The organism is Deinococcus phoenicis (assembly GCF_000599865.1).
GTDB classification, from domain to species: domain Bacteria; phylum Deinococcota; class Deinococci; order Deinococcales; family Deinococcaceae; genus Deinococcus; species Deinococcus phoenicis.
The window spans coordinates 1-17982 of record NZ_JHAC01000033.1 but is presented as its reverse complement, the minus strand read 5'-3'; the positions used below and the strand labels follow the sequence as shown (position 1 = coordinate 17982).

The 17982-nt window shown below is 69.7% G+C and carries 14 protein-coding genes and 1 pseudogene; 8 read left to right on the top strand and 7 right to left on the bottom strand.

Translation table 11 applies throughout. The annotated features are described in order from the left end of the window. The first annotated feature begins 217 nt into the window (after positions 1 to 217). From DEIPH_RS10825 to DEIPH_RS10815, 3 genes are all read left to right on the top strand, one after another. Positions 218 to 1795 carry an ABC transporter substrate-binding protein gene (locus tag DEIPH_RS10825; protein WP_034357852.1) on the top strand — a complete coding sequence of 526 codons (1578 nt, stop codon included), beginning with the start codon at positions 218 to 220 and terminating at the stop codon, positions 1793 to 1795. Between the two features lie 113 nt (positions 1796 to 1908). Beyond that, positions 1909 to 2946, top strand: coding sequence for an ABC transporter permease (locus DEIPH_RS10820; protein WP_034357849.1), 1038 nt, complete (start codon positions 1909 to 1911; stop codon positions 2944 to 2946). Between the two features lie 242 nt (positions 2947 to 3188). Beyond that, the gene (locus DEIPH_RS10815) at positions 3189 to 4190 is read left to right on the top strand and encodes an ABC transporter permease (RefSeq protein WP_034357846.1); all 1002 of its coding nucleotides are present in this window, start codon (positions 3189 to 3191) and stop codon (positions 4188 to 4190) included. A 91-nt stretch (positions 4191 to 4281) separates the two neighbouring features. Here the strand turns inward: DEIPH_RS10815 and DEIPH_RS10810 are convergent, their stop codons facing one another. Further along, on the bottom strand, positions 4282 to 5046 hold the full coding sequence (locus tag DEIPH_RS10810; protein WP_034357843.1) for a shikimate dehydrogenase: 765 nt from the start codon (positions 5044 to 5046) through the stop codon (positions 4282 to 4284). Positions 5047 to 5171: 125 nt separating this feature from the next. After that, the gene (locus tag DEIPH_RS10805) at positions 5172 to 6377 is read right to left on the bottom strand and encodes a hypothetical protein (RefSeq protein WP_051517318.1); all 1206 of its coding nucleotides are present in this window, start codon (positions 6375 to 6377) and stop codon (positions 5172 to 5174) included. A gap of 185 nt (positions 6378 to 6562) precedes the next feature. On the opposite strand from DEIPH_RS10805, the gene recN reads away from it, so the two are divergent. From recN to pckA, 3 genes are all read left to right on the top strand, one after another. After that, positions 6563 to 8257 carry a DNA repair protein RecN gene (gene recN / locus DEIPH_RS10800; RefSeq protein WP_034357841.1) on the top strand — a complete coding sequence of 565 codons (1695 nt, stop codon included), beginning with the start codon at positions 6563 to 6565 and terminating at the stop codon, positions 8255 to 8257. An 86-nt stretch (positions 8258 to 8343) separates the two neighbouring features. Continuing rightward, positions 8344 to 9444 carry a protease complex subunit PrcB family protein gene (locus DEIPH_RS10795; RefSeq protein WP_034357840.1) on the top strand — a complete coding sequence of 367 codons (1101 nt, stop codon included), beginning with the start codon at positions 8344 to 8346 and terminating at the stop codon, positions 9442 to 9444. Positions 9445 to 9656: 212 nt separating this feature from the next. Next, complete coding sequence (gene pckA, locus DEIPH_RS10790; protein WP_034357838.1) at positions 9657 to 11246, top strand: phosphoenolpyruvate carboxykinase (ATP); 1590 nt, start codon at positions 9657 to 9659, stop codon at positions 11244 to 11246. Between the two features lie 258 nt (positions 11247 to 11504). Here the strand turns inward: pckA and DEIPH_RS10785 are convergent, their stop codons facing one another. The 4 genes from DEIPH_RS10785 to DEIPH_RS10770 all read right to left on the bottom strand — a co-directional run bounded on the left by DEIPH_RS10785 (position 11505) and on the right by DEIPH_RS10770 (position 15898). Next, positions 11505 to 12392, bottom strand: coding sequence for an EamA family transporter (locus tag DEIPH_RS10785; RefSeq protein WP_034357836.1), 888 nt, complete (start codon positions 12390 to 12392; stop codon positions 11505 to 11507). A 130-nt stretch (positions 12393 to 12522) separates the two neighbouring features. After that, positions 12523 to 15051, bottom strand: coding sequence for an alpha-glucan family phosphorylase (gene glgP / locus DEIPH_RS10780; protein WP_034357834.1), 2529 nt, complete (start codon positions 15049 to 15051; stop codon positions 12523 to 12525). Positions 15052 to 15164: 113 nt separating this feature from the next. Then, positions 15165 to 15461, bottom strand: a complete 297-nt coding sequence (locus DEIPH_RS10775) for a DUF1622 domain-containing protein (protein WP_034357832.1) — start codon at positions 15459 to 15461, stop codon at positions 15165 to 15167. Positions 15462 to 15466: 5 nt separating this feature from the next. Further along, positions 15467 to 15898 (bottom strand): DUF1622 domain-containing protein, encoded by a 432-nt coding sequence (locus DEIPH_RS10770; protein WP_051517317.1) that lies wholly within the window; start codon positions 15896 to 15898, stop codon positions 15467 to 15469. A gap of 119 nt (positions 15899 to 16017) precedes the next feature. Between DEIPH_RS10770 and DEIPH_RS10765 the strand changes: the two genes are divergently transcribed. Then, positions 16018 to 16500 (top strand): hypothetical protein, encoded by a 483-nt coding sequence (locus DEIPH_RS10765; protein ID WP_034357830.1) that lies wholly within the window; start codon positions 16018 to 16020, stop codon positions 16498 to 16500. A 247-nt stretch (positions 16501 to 16747) separates the two neighbouring features. Beyond that, on the top strand, positions 16748 to 17512 hold the full coding sequence (locus DEIPH_RS10760; RefSeq protein WP_034357828.1) for a class I SAM-dependent methyltransferase: 765 nt from the start codon (positions 16748 to 16750) through the stop codon (positions 17510 to 17512). Here the strand turns inward: DEIPH_RS10760 and DEIPH_RS10755 are convergent. After that, positions 17499 to 17982, bottom strand: a pseudogene (locus DEIPH_RS10755) (DHHA1 domain-containing protein); the annotation flags it as partial. The gene DEIPH_RS10760 and the pseudogene DEIPH_RS10755 overlap by 14 nt on opposite strands.

Below are 17982 nucleotides of genomic sequence, written 5' to 3'. Positions count from 1 at the left end.
CCGCTTCCGGCAGGGGCCGCCTCCTGCCGTGGCCGCCGGGGCCGCCGTTCCGGGCCGCGCGGGGACGGGGTCCGGCCCCTTACCTGACCGGGCTGCCTTGACAGCGTCCGGGGGCACCCCTACCCTGAGCGCACGCTTGTGCTTTAACTGCCATTCATGTCTCCTCGCCTGCCACCGGGCAGACGGGGCCACGCCTGGATCGGCACACGGAGGCTTCATGAAGAAACTGCTGCTGACTGCCCTGCTCGCCACGCTCCCCACCGCCGGGGCCGCCACGCTCGTGTTCGGCAACAACGGTGATCCCGTCAGCCTGGAACCGGGCAACATCACCGACGGCATCAGCATCGCCGTGCAGCGCCAGATCTACGACACGCTGGTGGACTTCAAGGACGGGACCACCGAGCCGGTGCCCGGCCTCGCCACCGCCTGGAAGGCCAACAAGGACGCGACGCAGTGGACCTTCACCCTGCGCAAGAACGTGAAGTTCACCGACGGCACGCCTTTCAACGCCGACGCCGTGATCTTCAACGTGGGCCGCTGGTGGGACCCCAAGCACCCCAACGGCTACCGCGACCAGGGCCACACCTATGAGATCTGGGGCCAGCTGATGGGCGGGTACAAGGGCGACGCCACCTCGATTCTCAAGAACGTCGTGAAGGTCAACGACAGCACCGTGCGCTTCGACCTGAACAAGCCCAGCAGCGTGTTTCCGGACGTGATCGGCTCGGGGTACTTCGGCATTGCCAGCCCGGCGGCGGTCAAGAAGGACGGCGCGAAGTACGGCACGCCCGCCAGCAAGCCGGTCGGCACCGGCCCCTTCATCTTCCAGAGCTGGCGCACCGGCGACCGCGTGACGCTGCTGCCCAACAAGCTGTACTGGGGCAGCAAGGCCAAGGTGGACCAGCTGGTGATCCGCTCGATCAAGGACGCCTCGCAGCGCCTCAACGAACTGAAGGCCGGCACCATCGACTTCGCCAACGACCTCACGCCCGACAGCCTCAAGAGCGTGCAGGCCGACAAGAACCTGATGGCCGTCAAGCGGCCCAGCTTCAACGTGGGCTTCCTGAGCCTGAACAACCGCAACCAGTACCTCAAGAACGACAAGGTGCGGCAGGCCATCAGCATGGCGATCAACAAAAAGGCCATCGTGGACGCCTTCTGGCCGGGGCTGGGCATCAGCAACGCCAGCTTCCTGCCGCCCGTGCTGGACTGGGCCAACTCCAGCAAGGTGCCCGCCGACTACAAGTTCGACCCGCAGGCCGCCAAGAAGATGCTGGCCGACGCGGGCTACCCGAACGGCTTCAGCGTGGACCTGTGGTACATGCCGGTCAGCCGCCCCTACTTCCCGCAGCCCAAGCCCATCGCCGAGGCCCTGGCGGCCGACCTGAGCGCCATCGGCATCAAGGTGAACCTCAAGACCGAGGACTGGGCCAAGTACCTCGAAGACCGCAACAAGGAACCCGGCTTCGACATGTACATGATCGGTTGGACCGGCGACTACGGTGACCCGGACAACTTCTACAGCGCCTACTACGGGCCGAACGCGGGCGACGACATCAACTGGAAGTCGCCGCAGCTCGACCGCCTGCTGGAGCAGGGCCGCGCCGCCGTGACCAAGGCGGAAAAGGCCAAGGTGTACGCCCAGGTCCACGACATCACCTACACGGCGAACTACCGCCTGCCGGTGGCGCACAGCCAGCCGCTGGCCGCCGCCCGCAGCTACGTGAAGGGCTGGGTGCCCAGCCCCCTGGGCAGCGAGGCCTTTAACAACATCAGCGTCGCGGGCAAGAAGTAACCGCGGGGCGGGGCAGGTGTGCGGGGCGGGCAGAGCATTGGCCCGCCCCGCACACCCCTGAAGTCCCTTCAGCCTTTCCGTCCTGAAGCACTCCAGAAGAGAGGGAGACTCCGTTGGGCAGTTATCTCATCCGCCGCGTGCTGCGGACCCTGCTGGTCATGATCGGCATCAGCGTGGTCGTGTTCGCGTTCGTGCGCTCGATTCCGGGCGACCCGGCCACCGCGCTGCTGGGCGAACGCGCCACCCCCGAGGCCGCCGCCGCGCTGCGCGAACAACTGGGGCTGAACAAGCCCTGGTTCATCAATTACAAGGACCCCGCGCACCTGCTCGATGCCCAGTTTCCGAAATACGTGGGGCAACTGGTCCAGGGCGACCTGGGCAGCGGCATCAAGAGCAACATTCCCGTGCGCGACGAACTGGCTGCCCGTTTTCCCGCCACCGCCGAACTGGCGATCGCGGCCCTGCTGTTCGCCCTCCTGATCGGCCTGCCCACCGGCCTTCTGGCCGCGCTGCGCCGCAACAGCGCCTGGGACAACCTCGCCACGACAGTCAGCCTGCTGGGCGTCAGTATGCCGGTGTTCTGGCTGGGCCTGCTGCTCTCGTACTTCTTCGCGGTGCGCCTGGGCTGGCTGCCCCCCAGCGCCCGGCTGGGCAACGACACGGTGCTGGAACCCGTCACCGGCTTCTATGTCCTCGACGCGCTGCTGCGTGGGCAACCCGCCGCCGCCTGGGACGCTGTCCGGCACCTGATCCTGCCGGCCATCGCGCTGGGGAGTATTCCGCTGGCGATCATCGCGCGCATTACCCGCAGCAGCCTGCTGGAAGTGCTGGGGCAGGACTACGTGCGCACCGCCCGCGCCAAGGGGCTGACCGGACGCGCGGTCACGCTCAAGCACGCGCTCAGGAATGCGCTGCTGCCGGTCGTGACCGTGATCGGCCTCCAGGCGGGGGCACTGCTGGGCGGGGCGGTGCTGACCGAGACGATCTTTTCCTGGCCGGGCCTGGGGTCGTGGCTGTACGACGCGATCAGCCAGCGCGACTACCCCGTCATTCAGGGCGGGGTGATCTTCGCGGCCCTGGTGGTCAGCGTCGTGAACCTGCTGGTGGACCTCAGTTACGCCGTGCTGGACCCCCGCATTCAGTACCGGTAAGTGGAACGTGGCGAGTGGAGGCCAGAGCCTTTCCGCTTTTGCTCCCGGCGGAGCTTTGTCCACTCGCCGCTGACCCCTCATACGAACTCCGATAGAAGCGTTGACGGAGTGATTCCATCCGAGCGGGAGGGCAGGCTTGCCCAGGCGAGTCCGCTCTGTCCGAAGAGCGAGAAGGAGAACAGACGGGTTCCGGAAGTCAAGGAATCGGACGGAACCCGTATCACCCCTAACCGAGGTAACCCATGACCACCCTTTCTCCCCCCCAGGCGGCCCCCAAACGGCAGCAGAGCATCTTCTGGCGGCGCTTCCGGCGCAGCACTCCCGGCAAGGTCGGTGCGGTCATCGTGGCCCTCTTCGTGCTGCTGGCCGTGCTGGCCCCGATTATCAATCCGTACGACCCGACCACCGACCGCAACTACCGGCTGAACCTCAAGCCGCCCAGCGTCTCGGCGCTCTGGAACAGGGACGTGGCGGACACCTACCGTGATCCCGCGACGGGAACCCTCAACGTCTGGGCGGCGCCCTTCGGCACCGACAACCTGGGCCGGAGCGTGGCGACGCGTGTGCTGCACGGCGCGCAGCTGAGTCTCAAGGTCGGGGTGGTCAGCACGGTGCTGGCGCTGATCGCGGGGACGCTGCTGGGCGTGCTGGCCGGGTACTTCGGCGGCTGGTTCGACACGGTCGTCGGCTACCTCAGCGACGTGATGCTGGCCTTTCCCAGCATTCTGCTCGCCATCGGCTTCGCCAGCATCTTTTCCAGCGATCACCCCCCCCTGCTGATCGCCGCCATGGACCGCCTGTTCGCGCTGCACAGCCCGCAACTGGTCACCGCCATGCTGGCCGTGTCGCTGGTGCAGGTGCCCGTCTACGTGCGCCTGGCCCGCGCGGTGGTCCTGAGCGTGCGCGAGCGCGAGTTCGTGCAGGCGGCGGGGGCGCTCGGCGCGACGCAGAGCCGCATGATCTTCCGGCACGTGCTGCCCAACAGCCTCTCGCCCCTGATCGTGCAGGGGGCGCTGAGCATCGCCACCGCCACCATCGAGGTCGCGGCGCTGGGCTTCCTGGGCATCGGCGCCCAGCCGCCCCTGCCCGAATGGGGCACCATGATCAGCGACTCGCGGCAGTACTACGTGGACGCGCCCTGGACCATGGTCTTTCCCGGCCTCGCCATCTTCCTGACCGTGCTGGGCTTCAACCTGCTGGGTGACGGCCTGCGGGACGTGCTGGACCCCCGCAGCACCCAGTAGGGCGGGCCAGAGAAGCGCGCGGAGAGCGGGCCAGAGAAGCGCGCGGAGAGCGGTCCAGGCCCTCCGCGCGCTTCTCTGGCCCGGATGTTTCTCAGGCCAGCTCGGCCACCAGCCCGGTCAGGTCTTCCGGACGGTAACGCTGTCCCGTGGCGTGCAGCAGTTGCCGGGCCAGCCGGAGCGCCGGGAGCGCCGAGAGATCGAGAAGGGCGGCCCCACTGGTGCCGGTCGTGCTCTGCCCGGTCAGGTCCGCCAGGGTGTGGTAGGGCTGGAGCAGACCCGCCGGGAGGGTGCCGCCGGTCAGGACGATCAGGTCGGCCCGTTCCGCCAGGGAGGCGAGCGCCGAGTCGCGGCGGCCCACCGCAAAAGCCCGCACGCTGGCGGGCACATCCCGGGCAAACCGCTCGGCCTCCGGGAGGTGATCGGCGACGATCCCGATATGCTTGAACCCCAGACGCACCAGCGGCAGCGCCCGCGCGAGGTCCGCCCCACTGCCCAGCAACAGGGCGCTCGCCCCGTGCGCCGCATAGCCGCTGGCCTCGACCGCGTCCATCAGAGCGTCAGCCAGGGTATAGGTGCCGTGGACATGCCCGCCGGCGGCTCCGCCGGTAAAGGCCACCGCGTCCACCCGGCCCACCCGCCGGGCATCGGGATCGGTGTCCACCGCGTCGGCCACCGCGATCTCCCGCGAGGGGTGGACGAGCGCGCCCGTAAAGTGCAGGGTCCGGCAAGCCCCCAGGACAGCACTCAGGTCGTCGTCGGGGACCGCCAGGGCGATCAGGCCCACTTCACGGAAGGCACGGGCGGCCAGGGACGAGTGACCGATCAGGGCGAGGGGCGCGTCAGGTGTGGCGGACATCAGGGGCAAGTGTACCGCGCGTCACGAAAAGGGCGGGCGGACACCACAGCGGCTGGCCCCTGCACGCCAAAAAAGGCTACCCCACAGAAGGGCAGCCTGACTGTCAAACCCGCCTGGAAGGTAGCTCAGTGGGTCTTGCTGGCAGAATCCGGCTTGTTCGTACCGGTCTGGTCGGGGCTGACCTGGGCGGTATTGCCCGCAGCACCCTGGGGAGCCTTCGGCGCGCTGCTGGCGGCGGCGGGTGCGCCGGGTTCCGCCGAGGCCCCCCAGGTGGCACCTGTCGTGGCGGCCTGCGTGCCTTTCGCGGCCCCGGGGGCAGGCGTCTGGGCGGGTTCCTCGATGCGCTCCAGCCACATGCTGCCCACCAGGTTCCGGGCGCTGCGGCCCGCCTTGTGCAGCCGTTCGGCGGCCTCGGGGCTGACACTGGCGACCGCGTCCAGCACCGCCTGACGGGCCGCCGGCACGCGGGCCAGCACCACCGCGCCGCCGCCCAGCAGAACCAGGGCGACCGTCCCGCCCCCGATCCCGCCGTCCGAGTCGGCCTGGGCCTTCTTCTGTTTTGCCTTCTGGGCTGCCGTCCGGGCGGCGACCTTCGCACCCTGGAAGTCGTGCTTGCCCTGCTTTTCCAGGCGGGCGAGGTCGTGTGCCGTCTGCTTTTTCAGGGACGCAACCCGCTTCTCGATGGCGCGCTCCAGCTTGTCGGCATCCCAGTGCCGTTTGGCGGACCGCAGCTCCTTCTCGGCCTTGCGGCGGGCCTGGGCCAGTTTGCGCTCGGCCTCGCGGCGCTGGCTGTCCAGGCTATCCTGGGCACCTCCGGCCAGGGACTGTACCCGGTCTTCCACCGCCGAGAGCAGGGATTGCCCGGCCTTGCGGGCCTTGTTCAGGTCGCGGCGGGTCTGGTGCTGCGCGCCGGACAGCACATGCTGGGCCGCCTGGCGGCGGTCGGCGGCCATGTCCCCGGCCTCCCGGACGGCGCTGCGGGCCTCGTGGGTCAGGTCCGCGGCCCGGGCGGTCACCCGTTCCGCCGCGTGCCCGGCGACCTCCTGCGCCCCTTCCAGCAGGGACTGGGCGCGGCTGGGCACCTCCTCCCGGAGCGTTTCCAGCGTTTCCGCGCCCTTGCTGGCGGCCACCTGCGCCACATGCTGCGCCTGGCTGGCGGCGGAGGCCAGAGCGGGCTTGACCGTCTCGTCGAGGGTTTCCTGGGCCGTGTCCAGCAGGGCGTGGGTGCCGCTGACCAGCTGGTGGCGGGCGTTGCGGTTCAGGGCCAGGGCCAGCAGGCCGCCGAGCAGCAGCAGACTGCGGCCACTCACCCCGGTGTCGTTGCTCTTCATGTGATGCTCCTTTCGCGTCCCTCTGCCTGCTCTCACGGCGCGGGCAGGGGAACCATGCGGCCCATTGTGGGGGCCTGCGCTGCGGGGAGTGTGGGGAAAACGTAACGCAGGTTTCATGTTCCAGCCCCTCACACCGTGATCCCCGCGCCTCTCTCCCCCCGGCCAAAGGCTCTACACTCGGGGGCGTGACCCGCAAGGCCCGCGCCGCCACAGTCCCGCCCGCACCGTCCATGCCCGACTCGGCTCCGGCGGCGGCCCTGTCGCGGCTGGCTCTGGCGCGGCTGGAGGTCCGCAACCTCGCCACCATCCGCGACCTGACGCTGGAACTGCGGGGCGGCTTCAGCGCCTTTACCGGCGAGACGGGCGCGGGCAAAAGCATCATCGTGGACGCGCTGGGGCTGCTGCTGGGGTCGCGGGCGAACACGGACCTGATCCGCACCGGTGAGGACGGCCTGCTGGTGACGGGCTTCTGGGAGGGGGCCAGCGGGGACGAGTTCAGCGCCAGCCGCCGGGTCAGCGCCCAGGGACGCGGCACCGCCCGCCTCGACGGCGAGGTGGTGAGCGTGCGCGAGCTTCAGGAGTGGGCCGCCGCGCGCCTCACGATTCACTGGCAGCACAGCGCCGTCAGTCTGCTGACACCCGCCAACCAGCGCGCGCTGCTCGACCGGCAGGTGACGGATGAGCTGGGCGCGTACCAGACGGCCTACCGGGCCTGGACCGACGCGCGGGCACGGCTCGACGCCCTGCGGACCGGCGAGCGCGAGCGGGCGCGGCAGCTCGACCTGTTGACCTTCCAGGTGCGCGAAATCGCGGAGGTGGCCCCCCGACCCGGCGAGGAGGAGCCTCTGACGGCGGAACTCACCCGCCTGTCGAATCTGGAGACGATCGCGCTGGGAGCGGCGGGCGCGCTGGACCTGCTTTCCGACGGCGAGACGAGCGCGGCGGGATTGATCGCGGAAGCCGTCCGGGCGCTGAATGCCGGGGCGAAGTACGACGAGACGAGCGCCCAGCTTCAGCAGGACCTGAGGGGGGCGCTCGACAGCGTGCAGGCTGTGGTCGGCGAGCTGCGCGGCGTGGCCGAGGACAGCGCGCCCGATCCCGAGGACCTCGCCCGGACAGAAACGCGGCTCGCGGCGCTGGGCAAGCTGCGCGCCAAGTACGGCCCGGCGCTGGAGGACGTGCTGACCTTCCAGGCGGAGGCGGAACGGGACCTCGCGGCCCTCACGCGCGACGAGCAGGACGCGGGCACGCTGGAAGCGGAGGTCAGCCGCCTGGAGCGCGAGGCGCGGCGGGCGGGCGAGGCGCTGGACGCGGCCCGGACCCGCACGGCCGGCCCCCTCGCCACGCAACTGCTGAACGTGATCCGCGAACTGGGGATGCCCCACGCGCGGCTGGAGTTCCGCCTCTCGCCCCTGCCGCAGCCCGGCCCGGCGGGCCTGAGCGACGTGACGCTGAACTTTACCGCCAACCCCGGCGAGGACCTCGGGCCGCTGGCGGACGTGGCCTCGGGCGGCGAGCTGTCGCGCGTGATGCTGGCGATCAGCACCGTGCTGGGGGCCGACACGCCCGCCGTGGTGTTCGATGAGGTGGATGCCGGGATCGGCGGTGCGGCGGCGCTGGCGGTCGCGGAGCAGCTCGGGCGGCTGGCGCGCGAACGGCAGGTGCTGGTGGTGACCCACCTGGCCCAGATCGCCGCGCGGGCCGACCACCATTACAAGGTGGAAAAGCAGGTGGAGGGCGGGCGCACCGTCAGCCGGGTCCGCCTGTTGACGCCCCAGGAGCGCCTGGAGGAAATCGCGCGGATGCTCAGCGGCAACACGTCCGAGGCGGCGCTGACCCACGCGCGCGAGCTGCTGGAAGGGCGGCCGGAACCAGCCTGAGGCGGGCCGCCGCACAGGCTCCATCGTGGGTGTTTGCTCAAGGGCACCTTCAGTCGGCCGTCAGGCCACGCCCCTAAGCTGACCGCATGAACAAGACCCTGACCGCCGCGCTGCTCCTGGGCGCGGGCCTCCTTGCGGGCTGCTCGATGACTGGCCCGGGCAACTTGAAGGTTCACGAGGTCCTGCTGTATGGCGGCACCCAGGAACGCATCGTCTGGGTGTACGGCAACCTCGGCAGCAGCGCCCAGACCAGCGTGAAACTGGGCGGCAGCACCGTGGACCTGCGCGCGCAGGTGCAGGACCCGCTGGCCGTGGCAGGTACCCTGAGCGCGAACGGGAAAGCCGTGTACCGCCTCCCCACGGCTCCGCTGTCCGCCAAGCTCTCGGTGACGCGTGACACGCGGGGTCTGTTCACGGTCGCCATGAACGACGCGGGCGGGAGCGTGTACTACACCGACGGGCGCACCTGGACCCGCCTGAACGCCCCCACGGGCAGCGGCGTGGGCGGGACGCCCGTCAGTGGGCTGCGCGGCGCGGGCAACCTGACGAACGCCGAGGCGGATGCACTGGGATCGGCGCTGCTGAACCAGGGCGCGCTGGCGGTCGCCGTCCTGAACGAGGCCAGCGTGCCCGACGGCCCCCTGACCACCGAACCCACGCCGGGCGAGTACCGCCGGACTGCCCTGTACGTGCTGCCCGGCGTGCCCACGGTCGGCGCGACCACCGGCGCGGTCACCCCCGGCACCCCCGCTCCCCCAGCCAACCCAGGAGGCCGCGTGACCTTTACCGAACTTGCCAGCGGCAGCAACGCCAACGTGGGGACCTCCGCCGTGCAGGTCGCCACGACCCAGGCGGCCCTCAGCACCCTTTACAACCTCGCCTACGGGCGGCAGACGGGCATGCCCAGTGTCCCCAGCCTGCCGGGCAACGACACGGTCGTCGGCGTGTTCCTGGGACAGCGGGCCACCGGTGGGTATAGCGTGCAGGTCACGGGCGCCAGCACACAGGGCGGCGTGCTGACCCTGACGGTGGCCCTCGGCGCACCCGGTCCGGGCAGCATCACCACGCAGGCCCTGACCAGTCCGTGGACCCTGGTGCAGGTGCCCGGCACCTATCGCGAGGTGCGTGTGGTGGACACCCAGGGCCGCCCCTTTCAGACCGGGGTGGGCAGCGGGCAGGTCCGCTGAGGCCGGGGCATCCGCACCCGGCCGGGGAGCCGCCGCGCAGGCGGCTTCTCCCTTTTCTGTCTCTTGATGCCGATCACGACGCCGTGTTTCTGCGGATGTAACAACACTAAGTTTGGTATGGAACCGGTTCCGGGGCCAGGATAGACGTGTTCTTCTAGACATCACGTCCCCTTGAAGCTTCGGGACTCCTCCCGCACGAAAGGAATCTGTCCATGAGCCTGACCCACACCTCTCTGCTGCAAGACCTCGGGATCACCGACGCGACGATTCACCACAACCCCGGCGTGGACGAGCTGTACGCCGCCGCCCTGCGCCTCGGTGAAGGCGAGCGGGCGGCCAGCGGTCCCCTGACGGTGCGGACCGACAAGACGGGCCGCAGCCCCAAGGACCGCTTCATCGTCGAGGATGACCAGACGCGGGACAGCGTGTGGTGGGGCGGCTTCAATACGCCGATTCAAACGGCCGTCTTCGACCGGCTGCTCGACAAGATGACCCACTACGCACAGGGCCGGGAACTGTTCGTGCAGGACGTGTACGCGGGCACTGACCCCCGGCACCGCATCGCCGTACGCGTGATCACTGAGATGGCCTACCACTCGCTGTTCGTGCAGAACATGTTCGTGCGGCCGACAGACGAGGAGCGCGGGAACTTCCAGCCCGAGTGGACGGTGCTGAATATTCCCTCCTTCAAGGCCGACCCCGAGCGCGACGGCGTGCGGAGCGACACCTTCATCCTGGTGAACTTCGAGCGGAAGATGATCATCGCGGGCGGCACGCAGTACGCGGGCGAGAACAAGAAGGGCATTTTCGGCGTGCTGAATTACCTGCTGCCCGCCTCGGGCGTGATGCCGATGCACTGCTCGGCCAACGTGGGGGAAGGCGGCGACGTGGCGCTGTTCTTCGGCCTCAGCGGCACCGGCAAGACCACCCTCAGCGCCGACCCCAACCGCCGCCTCATCGGGGACGACGAGCACGGCTGGACCGACGAGGGCGTCTTCAACTTCGAGGGCGGCTGCTACGCCAAGGTGATCAACCTCAACCCCGAGGCCGAACCCGCCATCTACCGCACCACCCAGACCTACGGCACCGTGCTGGAAAACGTGGTGCTGGACGCGGACGGGATGCCGGACCTGAACGACGGCTCGCTGACGGAAAACACCCGCAGTGCCTACCCGATCACCCAGATCGACAACATCGTGGAGGCGGGCCGCGCCGGGCACCCCAAGAACATCGTGTTCTTGACTGCCGACGCGTTCGGCGTGTTGCCCCCGCTGAGCCGCCTGACGCCCGAGCAGACCATGTACCAGTTCATCAGCGGTTTCACGGCCAAGATTCCCGGCACCGAGCAGGGCGTGACCGAACCGCAGCCCACCTTCTCCACCTGCTTCGGCGCGCCCTTCATGCCCCGCCACCCCGGCGAGTATGCCCGGCTGTTGGCGCAGAAGGTGCAGGAGAGCGGCGCGCGCGTCTGGCTGGTCAACACCGGCTGGACCGGCGGCCAGTACGGCGAGGGCCACCGCATGAGCATCAAGCACACCCGCGCGCTGATCAACGCGGCCCTGTCCGGCGAACTAGACGATGTGAAGTTCGAGCGCGAGCCGTTCTTCGGCCTGGAGATTCCCACCGAGGTGCCTGGCGTGCCCGCCGAGGTGCTGAACCCGCGCGACGCCTGGGCCGACAAGGACGCCTACGACCGCACCGCCCGCAAGCTGGCCGGGATGTTCCGCGAGAACTTCAAGCGCTTCGAGGACGGCGTGGACCCGGCGGTGACGGCGAGCATGCCGGAGCACGGGGAAGCATAACAGCTCCGATTCCATCACCGCCCCGGCTGCGACTGGGGCGGTTTTGCTAGAGGCAAACACCCCCGCTACGTCAAGGAGTGGTCTGATAACGGGGAGAGGCCCAAACCCGTCGGCCACGAGAACCTGAACGAACACTGAGTCGGCGCCGGGCACCTCCAAATCGGGGATAAGACCAAGCAGGCGGACGGCACCACCGGCGTCGTCGCCAACGTCGTCACCCTCCAGCAGACGCGGGAGATGTTCAATCTCACCGCTTCCTCAGTTGGCGGGTTCCGCCTCCACCACCTGCCGCTCGCCGCTCAGGCTGATGCCGGCGCTGGCCGCGATCACGCACAGCATCGCCAGCCATTGCAGGGCACTCAGGCGCTCATGCAGGAACAGCAGGCCGCTCAGGGCGGCGATGGCGGGTTCCAGACTCATCAGCACACCGAAGACGCGGGCGGGGAGCGCGCGCAGGGCCGCCATTTCCAGGCTGTACGGCAGGGCACTGGAGAGGACGGCGACGGCCAGCCCCGCGAGGAGCACACCGGGCACGAGCAGCGTGGCCCCAGCCTGCGCGATCCCGAAAGGCAACGTGACGGTTGCCGCCACGATCATCCCCGCGACCACGCCGGTGACGCCCGGCACCCGCCGGCCCACCGCCCCCCCCACCAGGATGTACAGCGCCCAGAAGGCTCCCGCCGTGAGGGCCAGGCCCGCGCCGAGCAGGTCCAGATGACCGCCTGCCCCCCCGTGCGGCGCGATCAGCACGATGCCCAGCGCGGCCAGCGCCACCCACACGAGGTCCTGAAGGCGGCGGGACAGGGCCAGCGACAGCACCAGCGGTCCCACGAACTCCAGCGTGACCGCCAGCCCCAGCGGCAGCCGCGTGAGGGACAGGTAGAACGTGAGGTTCATCAGCCCTAGGGCCACCCCGTAGGGAATTACTGCCCGCCACGCTGCCGGACTCAGCGCGCGCAGGCGGGGGCGAAAGACCAGGCTGAGCAGCAGGGCCGCCAGCGTCACGCGCAGGGCCGTGGTGCCCGCCGCGCCCAGTGTGGGAAAGAGCGTCTTGGCGAAGGCCGCGCCGCCCTGGATGCTCAGCATGGAGAGCAGCAGGGCCAGGATCGGCGGCGGGGAGGGCAGGGTGAAGCGCACGAGGGGCATTATGAAGTGATCCGCCGGTCAGCCGTGAACCGAGAGTGATGACCCGGCCCCGGAGGGCTGAGCCTCCGAATCCGCCACCCTGGGGAGAGCTTACCGCCCACGGCCCAGAGCCAGCCGCCCACCGCTGCCCTCAGGCCCACTTGATCAGTCCGGCCTCCAGGTCGTTGCTCAGCCCCTCGATCTCGGGGAGCATCCGCACGCCGACCGAATACAGGCCGCTGTCTTCCAGGGGCACCTGCGCGCTGTACTTGCCGTCGCCCTGCGCCTCCAGGGGCACGCGGGTGATGTGGTCGCCACGTTTCAGGACCGCCTCGACGCGCAGTTCCCCGGGCTTGATCCCGGCCGGGTTCACGGTCGCCTGGACCTCGACCTTCTCGCCGGGCCGGGCGGTGGCAGGCAGTTGCGCCGCCGCGTGCAGGCTGGTGTGCGGCCACTGCTGGCGCACCCAGCTTTTCCAGCTGGCGATCTCGCGGGCACGCTGGCTGCCACCAGCGGCAAGCAACGCGCCGCGTTCGGTCAGGGGCAGGTAGTACCCCTGGACGTAGTCGATGACCTGCCGCTGCATCGAGAAGCGCGGGCTGACCGTCTGGATGGCGCGGCGCACCGTCTGCGCCCAGCCGCTGCGGCCCCCGGCGTCCGCCTGGGGCGGGGCGTAGTACAGGGGCACGATCTGATTTTCCAGCGTCTGGTACAGGCTGTAGGCGTCGGCGTCGTCCTGCACGTTCAGGTCGGCGTATTCGCGCTCCTCACCGATGGGCCAGCCGTTGGTGCCGTCATAGCCTTCGCGCCACCAGCCGTCCAGCACGCTGAAATTGGGCGCGCCGTTGAAGCTGGCCTTCATGCCGCTGGTGCCCGACGCCTCCAGCGGGCGGCGCGGATTGTTCAGCCAGATGTCCACGCCCTGCACGAGGTGACGGGCCACGTTCATGTCGTAGTTCTCCAGAATCACGATCTTCCCCCGGAACTCGGGTTCCTGGGACATCCGGTAGATCTCCTGAATAAAGGCCTTGCCGGGGTTGTCGGCGGGGTGCGCCTTTCCGGCGAACACGAACTGCACCGGGCGCGCGGGGTCGTTCACGATGCGGCTGAGGCGTGCCCGGTCGCGGAACAGCAGGGTGGCGCGTTTGTAGGTCGCAAAGCGGCGGGCAAAGCCGATGGTCAGCGCGTTCTCGGACAGCACGCCCTCCACGGCGGCCAGGTCAGCGGCCCCCGCGCCGTTGCGGGTGAGCTGCTCGCGCAGGCGGCGGCGCACAAACGCGATCATCTCGCGCTTCATGTCCAGTTGCACGTCGGCCAGCTGCGTGTCGGAGAGTTCCTCGACCGCCTGCCACATCTCCTCTTCCTGAAGGCGCTCGGTCCAGTCCTGGGGCAGCACCGTCCCCAGCAGGTCGCGCATCGCCTGGGAGGTGAAGGTGAGGTTGTGGGCGCCGTTGGTCACGTGGCCGATGGGCACCTCCTCCGCCTCCGCGCCCTCGTACAGGAACTTCCACATGTCGCGGCTGACCTGACCGTGCAGTTCGGAGACGCCGTTGGCCGCGCGGCTCATGCTCAGGGCGAACACGGTCATGGAAAAGGTCGGGACCCAGTGGCCGTCCCAGAGCTGGTCTTGCCGCGCCAGACCGTAGAGTTCCTCGCGGGAGGTGTGCAGCCGCGCGGGCCACTGGCCCAGGTACCTGTCCACCAGATCGTAGGCAAAGGCGTCGTTCCCGGCGGGGACGGGCGTGTGGGTGGTAAAGAGCGTGTTGCTGGCAACGGTTTCGGTGGCGGTGCGGAAGTCCAGGCCCCCCTCCACCAGCTCGCGGACGCGCTCCAGGCCGAGCAGGGCGGCGTGGCCCTCGTTCATGTGGTAGACGCCCGCCGGGACGTTCAGCGCCCGCAGCGCGCGGATGCCCGCCACCCCCAGCAGGACGTACTGCTGAATCCGAAGTTCCTGGTTGCCGCCGTACAGCCGCGCGGTCAGCTTGCGGTCCTCCTCGCTGTTCTCGGGCACGTTGGCGTCGAGCAGCAGCACCCTGATCCGGCCCACCGCCAGTTCCCAGACACGCACATGCACGTCGCGCTCACCGATCTGGACCTTCACCCGGACCTCCTCGCCCCCCGCCGTGTGGGTGGGCCGCAGGGGCAGGGTGGTCAGGTCGAGTTCGTCGTAGGCTTCCTCCTGCCAGCCTTCCTTGTTCAGGAGTTGCCGGAAGTACCCCTGGTGAAACAGCATCCCGACGGCGGTGAAGGGCAAGCCCAGGTCGGAGGCACTCTTGCAGTGGTCGCCCGCCAGCACGCCCAGGCCCCCGCTGTAGATCGGCAGCGACTCGTGCAGGCCGTATTCCATGCTGAAGTAGGCGACTGGAGCCAGACCCGGCGCGTGCCCGCTGGCCCAGGTGTCCCGCTTCTGCATGTAGGCGTCGAAGTCGGCCATGACCCGCGTATAGCGGTCCACGTACTCGGCGTCGGCGGCAGCCTGCGTGAGGCGTTCCTGCGACACTTCCAGCAGCACCCGCACCGGATTGTGCTGGAAGCGCTCCCAAATTGCAGCGTCCAGGTCCCGGTACAGGTCCTGGGCCTGGGGGGTCCAGGACCAGTACAGGTTGTAGGCGAGTTCGGACAGCCGCCCGATCACTGAAGGCAGCTGGGGCAGTACGGTGACCTGACCGATGACGTTCATACCCGCTGAGCTTAGAGCATTGCCCGGCGGTGGGAGGCGCCCGCCACCTGGGCGCTCCTGCCGTTGCCCCGATTGCCCTAGACCGCGAGAACCGGGGGTCAGCGCCTCCCGCCTCAGCCCTGGCCCGACTGAAGTTCGCGGCGCTCCCAGGTCACGACCCGTTTCAGGACGGTGCGGAGCACGAAGACGGCAGCAAACAGGCCGATCTGGTTCCAGGTGGTGAGTTCCATGGTCCGCAGCAGCGTCGCCACCACCTTGAGGTTCAGCGCGAACAGGATGCCTTCGGCCACCAGCAGGCGGGCACGCAGCAGCCCTGTTCCCCGCACCAGGGTCAGCAGCGCGGCGACGAGGTAACCGAACAGGACCAGATTGGTCGCCAGTTCCACGAACAGCCGCAGCGCGGCGAGCATCTCCCCTACCCCTGGTCGCGCTGGTCCTGCTCGCGCTGAAGGGGGCCGGTGATTTTCGCATCCGCCCGCTGCCCCTCGGCCTCGCGCACCTCGCGCTGAAGGAAGTAGTTGAGGGCCGTGCGAATGCCCGCGATGGCCGCCAGTTTGCCGATGTCGTTCCAGTTGGGAGCCACGGCGGTCCGCAGAATGTCGGCGGCCAGCAGAAACTCCAGCACGACCGAAAGCCAGCGGCCCAGCCGCAGACGTATGGCCTCCTTGAGGGACTCGGGCGTCTCGTGCTGGACAAAAAACAGCGCCAGCGAGCGCCACAGCGCCTCGATCACCGCGATGCCCACGATGATGCCGGATGCGCCCTCGACGCCGGTGGCCAGATACCGCGTCACCTGGCCCACCACCGTCTCGAACTGGGTAAAGAAGCCCGCCACGTCGCCTTCCACGTCCGCAGGCTAGTCCCCAGAAGACCGCGCCGGTGATGACCGTCCAGAGAGGACATTGAGAAACTGGGGACCAGCGACACCCTGCCGCCCCGCACCGTGCCGCACGGTAGCCTGGAAGCATGACGGCGACGAACGGGAGTGCGGACGACGCGCAGGCGCTGCTGTACGCCGAGGGCGAACGGCTGGCCCGGCGGCTCACGCAGACGCTGGGGGGCGGCGAGGCAGACGTGGCCCGCGCGCACCTGCTGGGCCTGAGCCTGGCCGTGAACCTGGTGAATGCCCTGGTCCCCACCGTCGAGCAGGTGTCGCGGCACGCCGGGCGGCCCCTGCACGCGCACGTCACCGGGGACGACCGGGGCCGCGCGGTGGTCGAGACGGTCACGCCGGACGGCGAGCGGCACACCCGGTTGCCGGTGGACGATCTGCTCGACTCGGCCCTGTACCGGGGCGGGCGGCTGCATCCCACGGTCCACGCCCATCTGGCCGGGGCCATGCAGGGCAGCGAACACCACGCCGCGCGCGCCCTGGCCGCCTGCCTGAAAAGTGCGCCGGTGCTGGACGCCCTGCGGCTTCACCTCACGGCGCTGCTGAAAACGGCGTGAAGCGGGACGGGTTCCGGGACAGCGCCGGAAGTCCATCCATTTCCCGGAACCCGTCTGTTCTCCTTCTCGCGTCGTCGCGAACAGACGCCCATGAGGCCGCTGCTCCTCCCGCTCGGATGGAATCCCTCCGTCAACGATTCCATCGGAGTTCGTCTAAGCAGTGCGGCCCTTACAACCGCCGTCCCCCGGGTAGCCTGGGGGGATTCGTCCCGGCCACACGACCAGGGCGGGTCCCACAGGAGGGCAGATGACCACCACAGATCCCTGGAACGCCGGACATTACCGGGAGCGGCACGCCTTCGTCTTTGAGGCCAGCGCCGACCTGGCCGGCGAATGGCTGCACCCACAGCCGGGTGAGCGGATTCTGGACCTGGGCTGCGGCACGGGGGAACTCACGGCGCGGATCGCCCGGACCGGCGCCCGGGTGACCGGAGTGGACGCCAGCGCCGCGATGATCGGGGCGGCCCGCAACGCCTTTCCCGAACCCGGCTTCGAGGTGATGGAAGCCCACCACCTGACCTTCAGGGACGACTTCGACGCGGTCTTCAGCAACGCGGCCCTCCACTGGATGAAGCCCCTGGAGGGCGTCTTTCCGCGGGTGGCCGCCGCACTGAAACCCGGCGGGCGCTTCGTGCTGGAGATGGGCGGGGCCGGGAACGTGCAGACCACGCTGGACGCCGTCGCCCACGCGACCCGCACCCTGGGCCTGCCCGACCTGCCCCACCCCTGGGTGTTTCCGACCACCGGCGAACTCTGCACCCTGCTGGAGCGCGCGGGCCTGCGCGCAGAACGCACCCACGACTTTGTGCGGCCCTCGCTGCTGTCCGGCGAGGACGGGTTCCGCGCCTGGCTGGCGGGCTTCGGCGGCGCGTGGCTCTCTCCCCTGACGGCAGAGGAACGAGGGGCCGTCCTGCGGGAAGCCGAAACGTATGCCCGCCCGCACCTGTGGAACGGCACGGCCTGGGTCAGTGACTACCGCAGGCTGCGGGCGCGGGCCATCAAGCCGAACTGAGGCTCCTGAGCGCCCCCCGCACCGCGTCCAGAAAGATCCCGGGCCGCTCGGTGCTGCCCTGCGCCAGCGTGGGCCGCCCGCCGCCCTTCCCGCCCGTGACGCCGAGGGCGGCCCGCAGCAGGTCCCCGGCGGGAACATCAGCCCGCCCGCTGCCGATGCCGCAGCGGCCCTCCGGGGCGAGGGCCACCCGCACCTCCCCTTCCGGCGTGGCGGCGAGCGCGCCGGAGAGGAACGCCGGGTCATCCAGGGTGAGGACCCGCAGCGGCACCCCGGCCACGTCCTCCAGCGGGGCCGCGTCCGCCAGGGCACCCGCGAGGCGGGTTCGCAGGTCCAGCGCCTCGGCCCTGAGGGCGTCCCGCTCGGCCCCCAGCGCGGCGATCCGCTGCGGCAGGCTCTCGACGGAGGTGCTGAAGCTCTGGGCCAGGGTGCGGGCCTCCCGGTAGACGCCCGACAGATACTCGCTCGCCTCC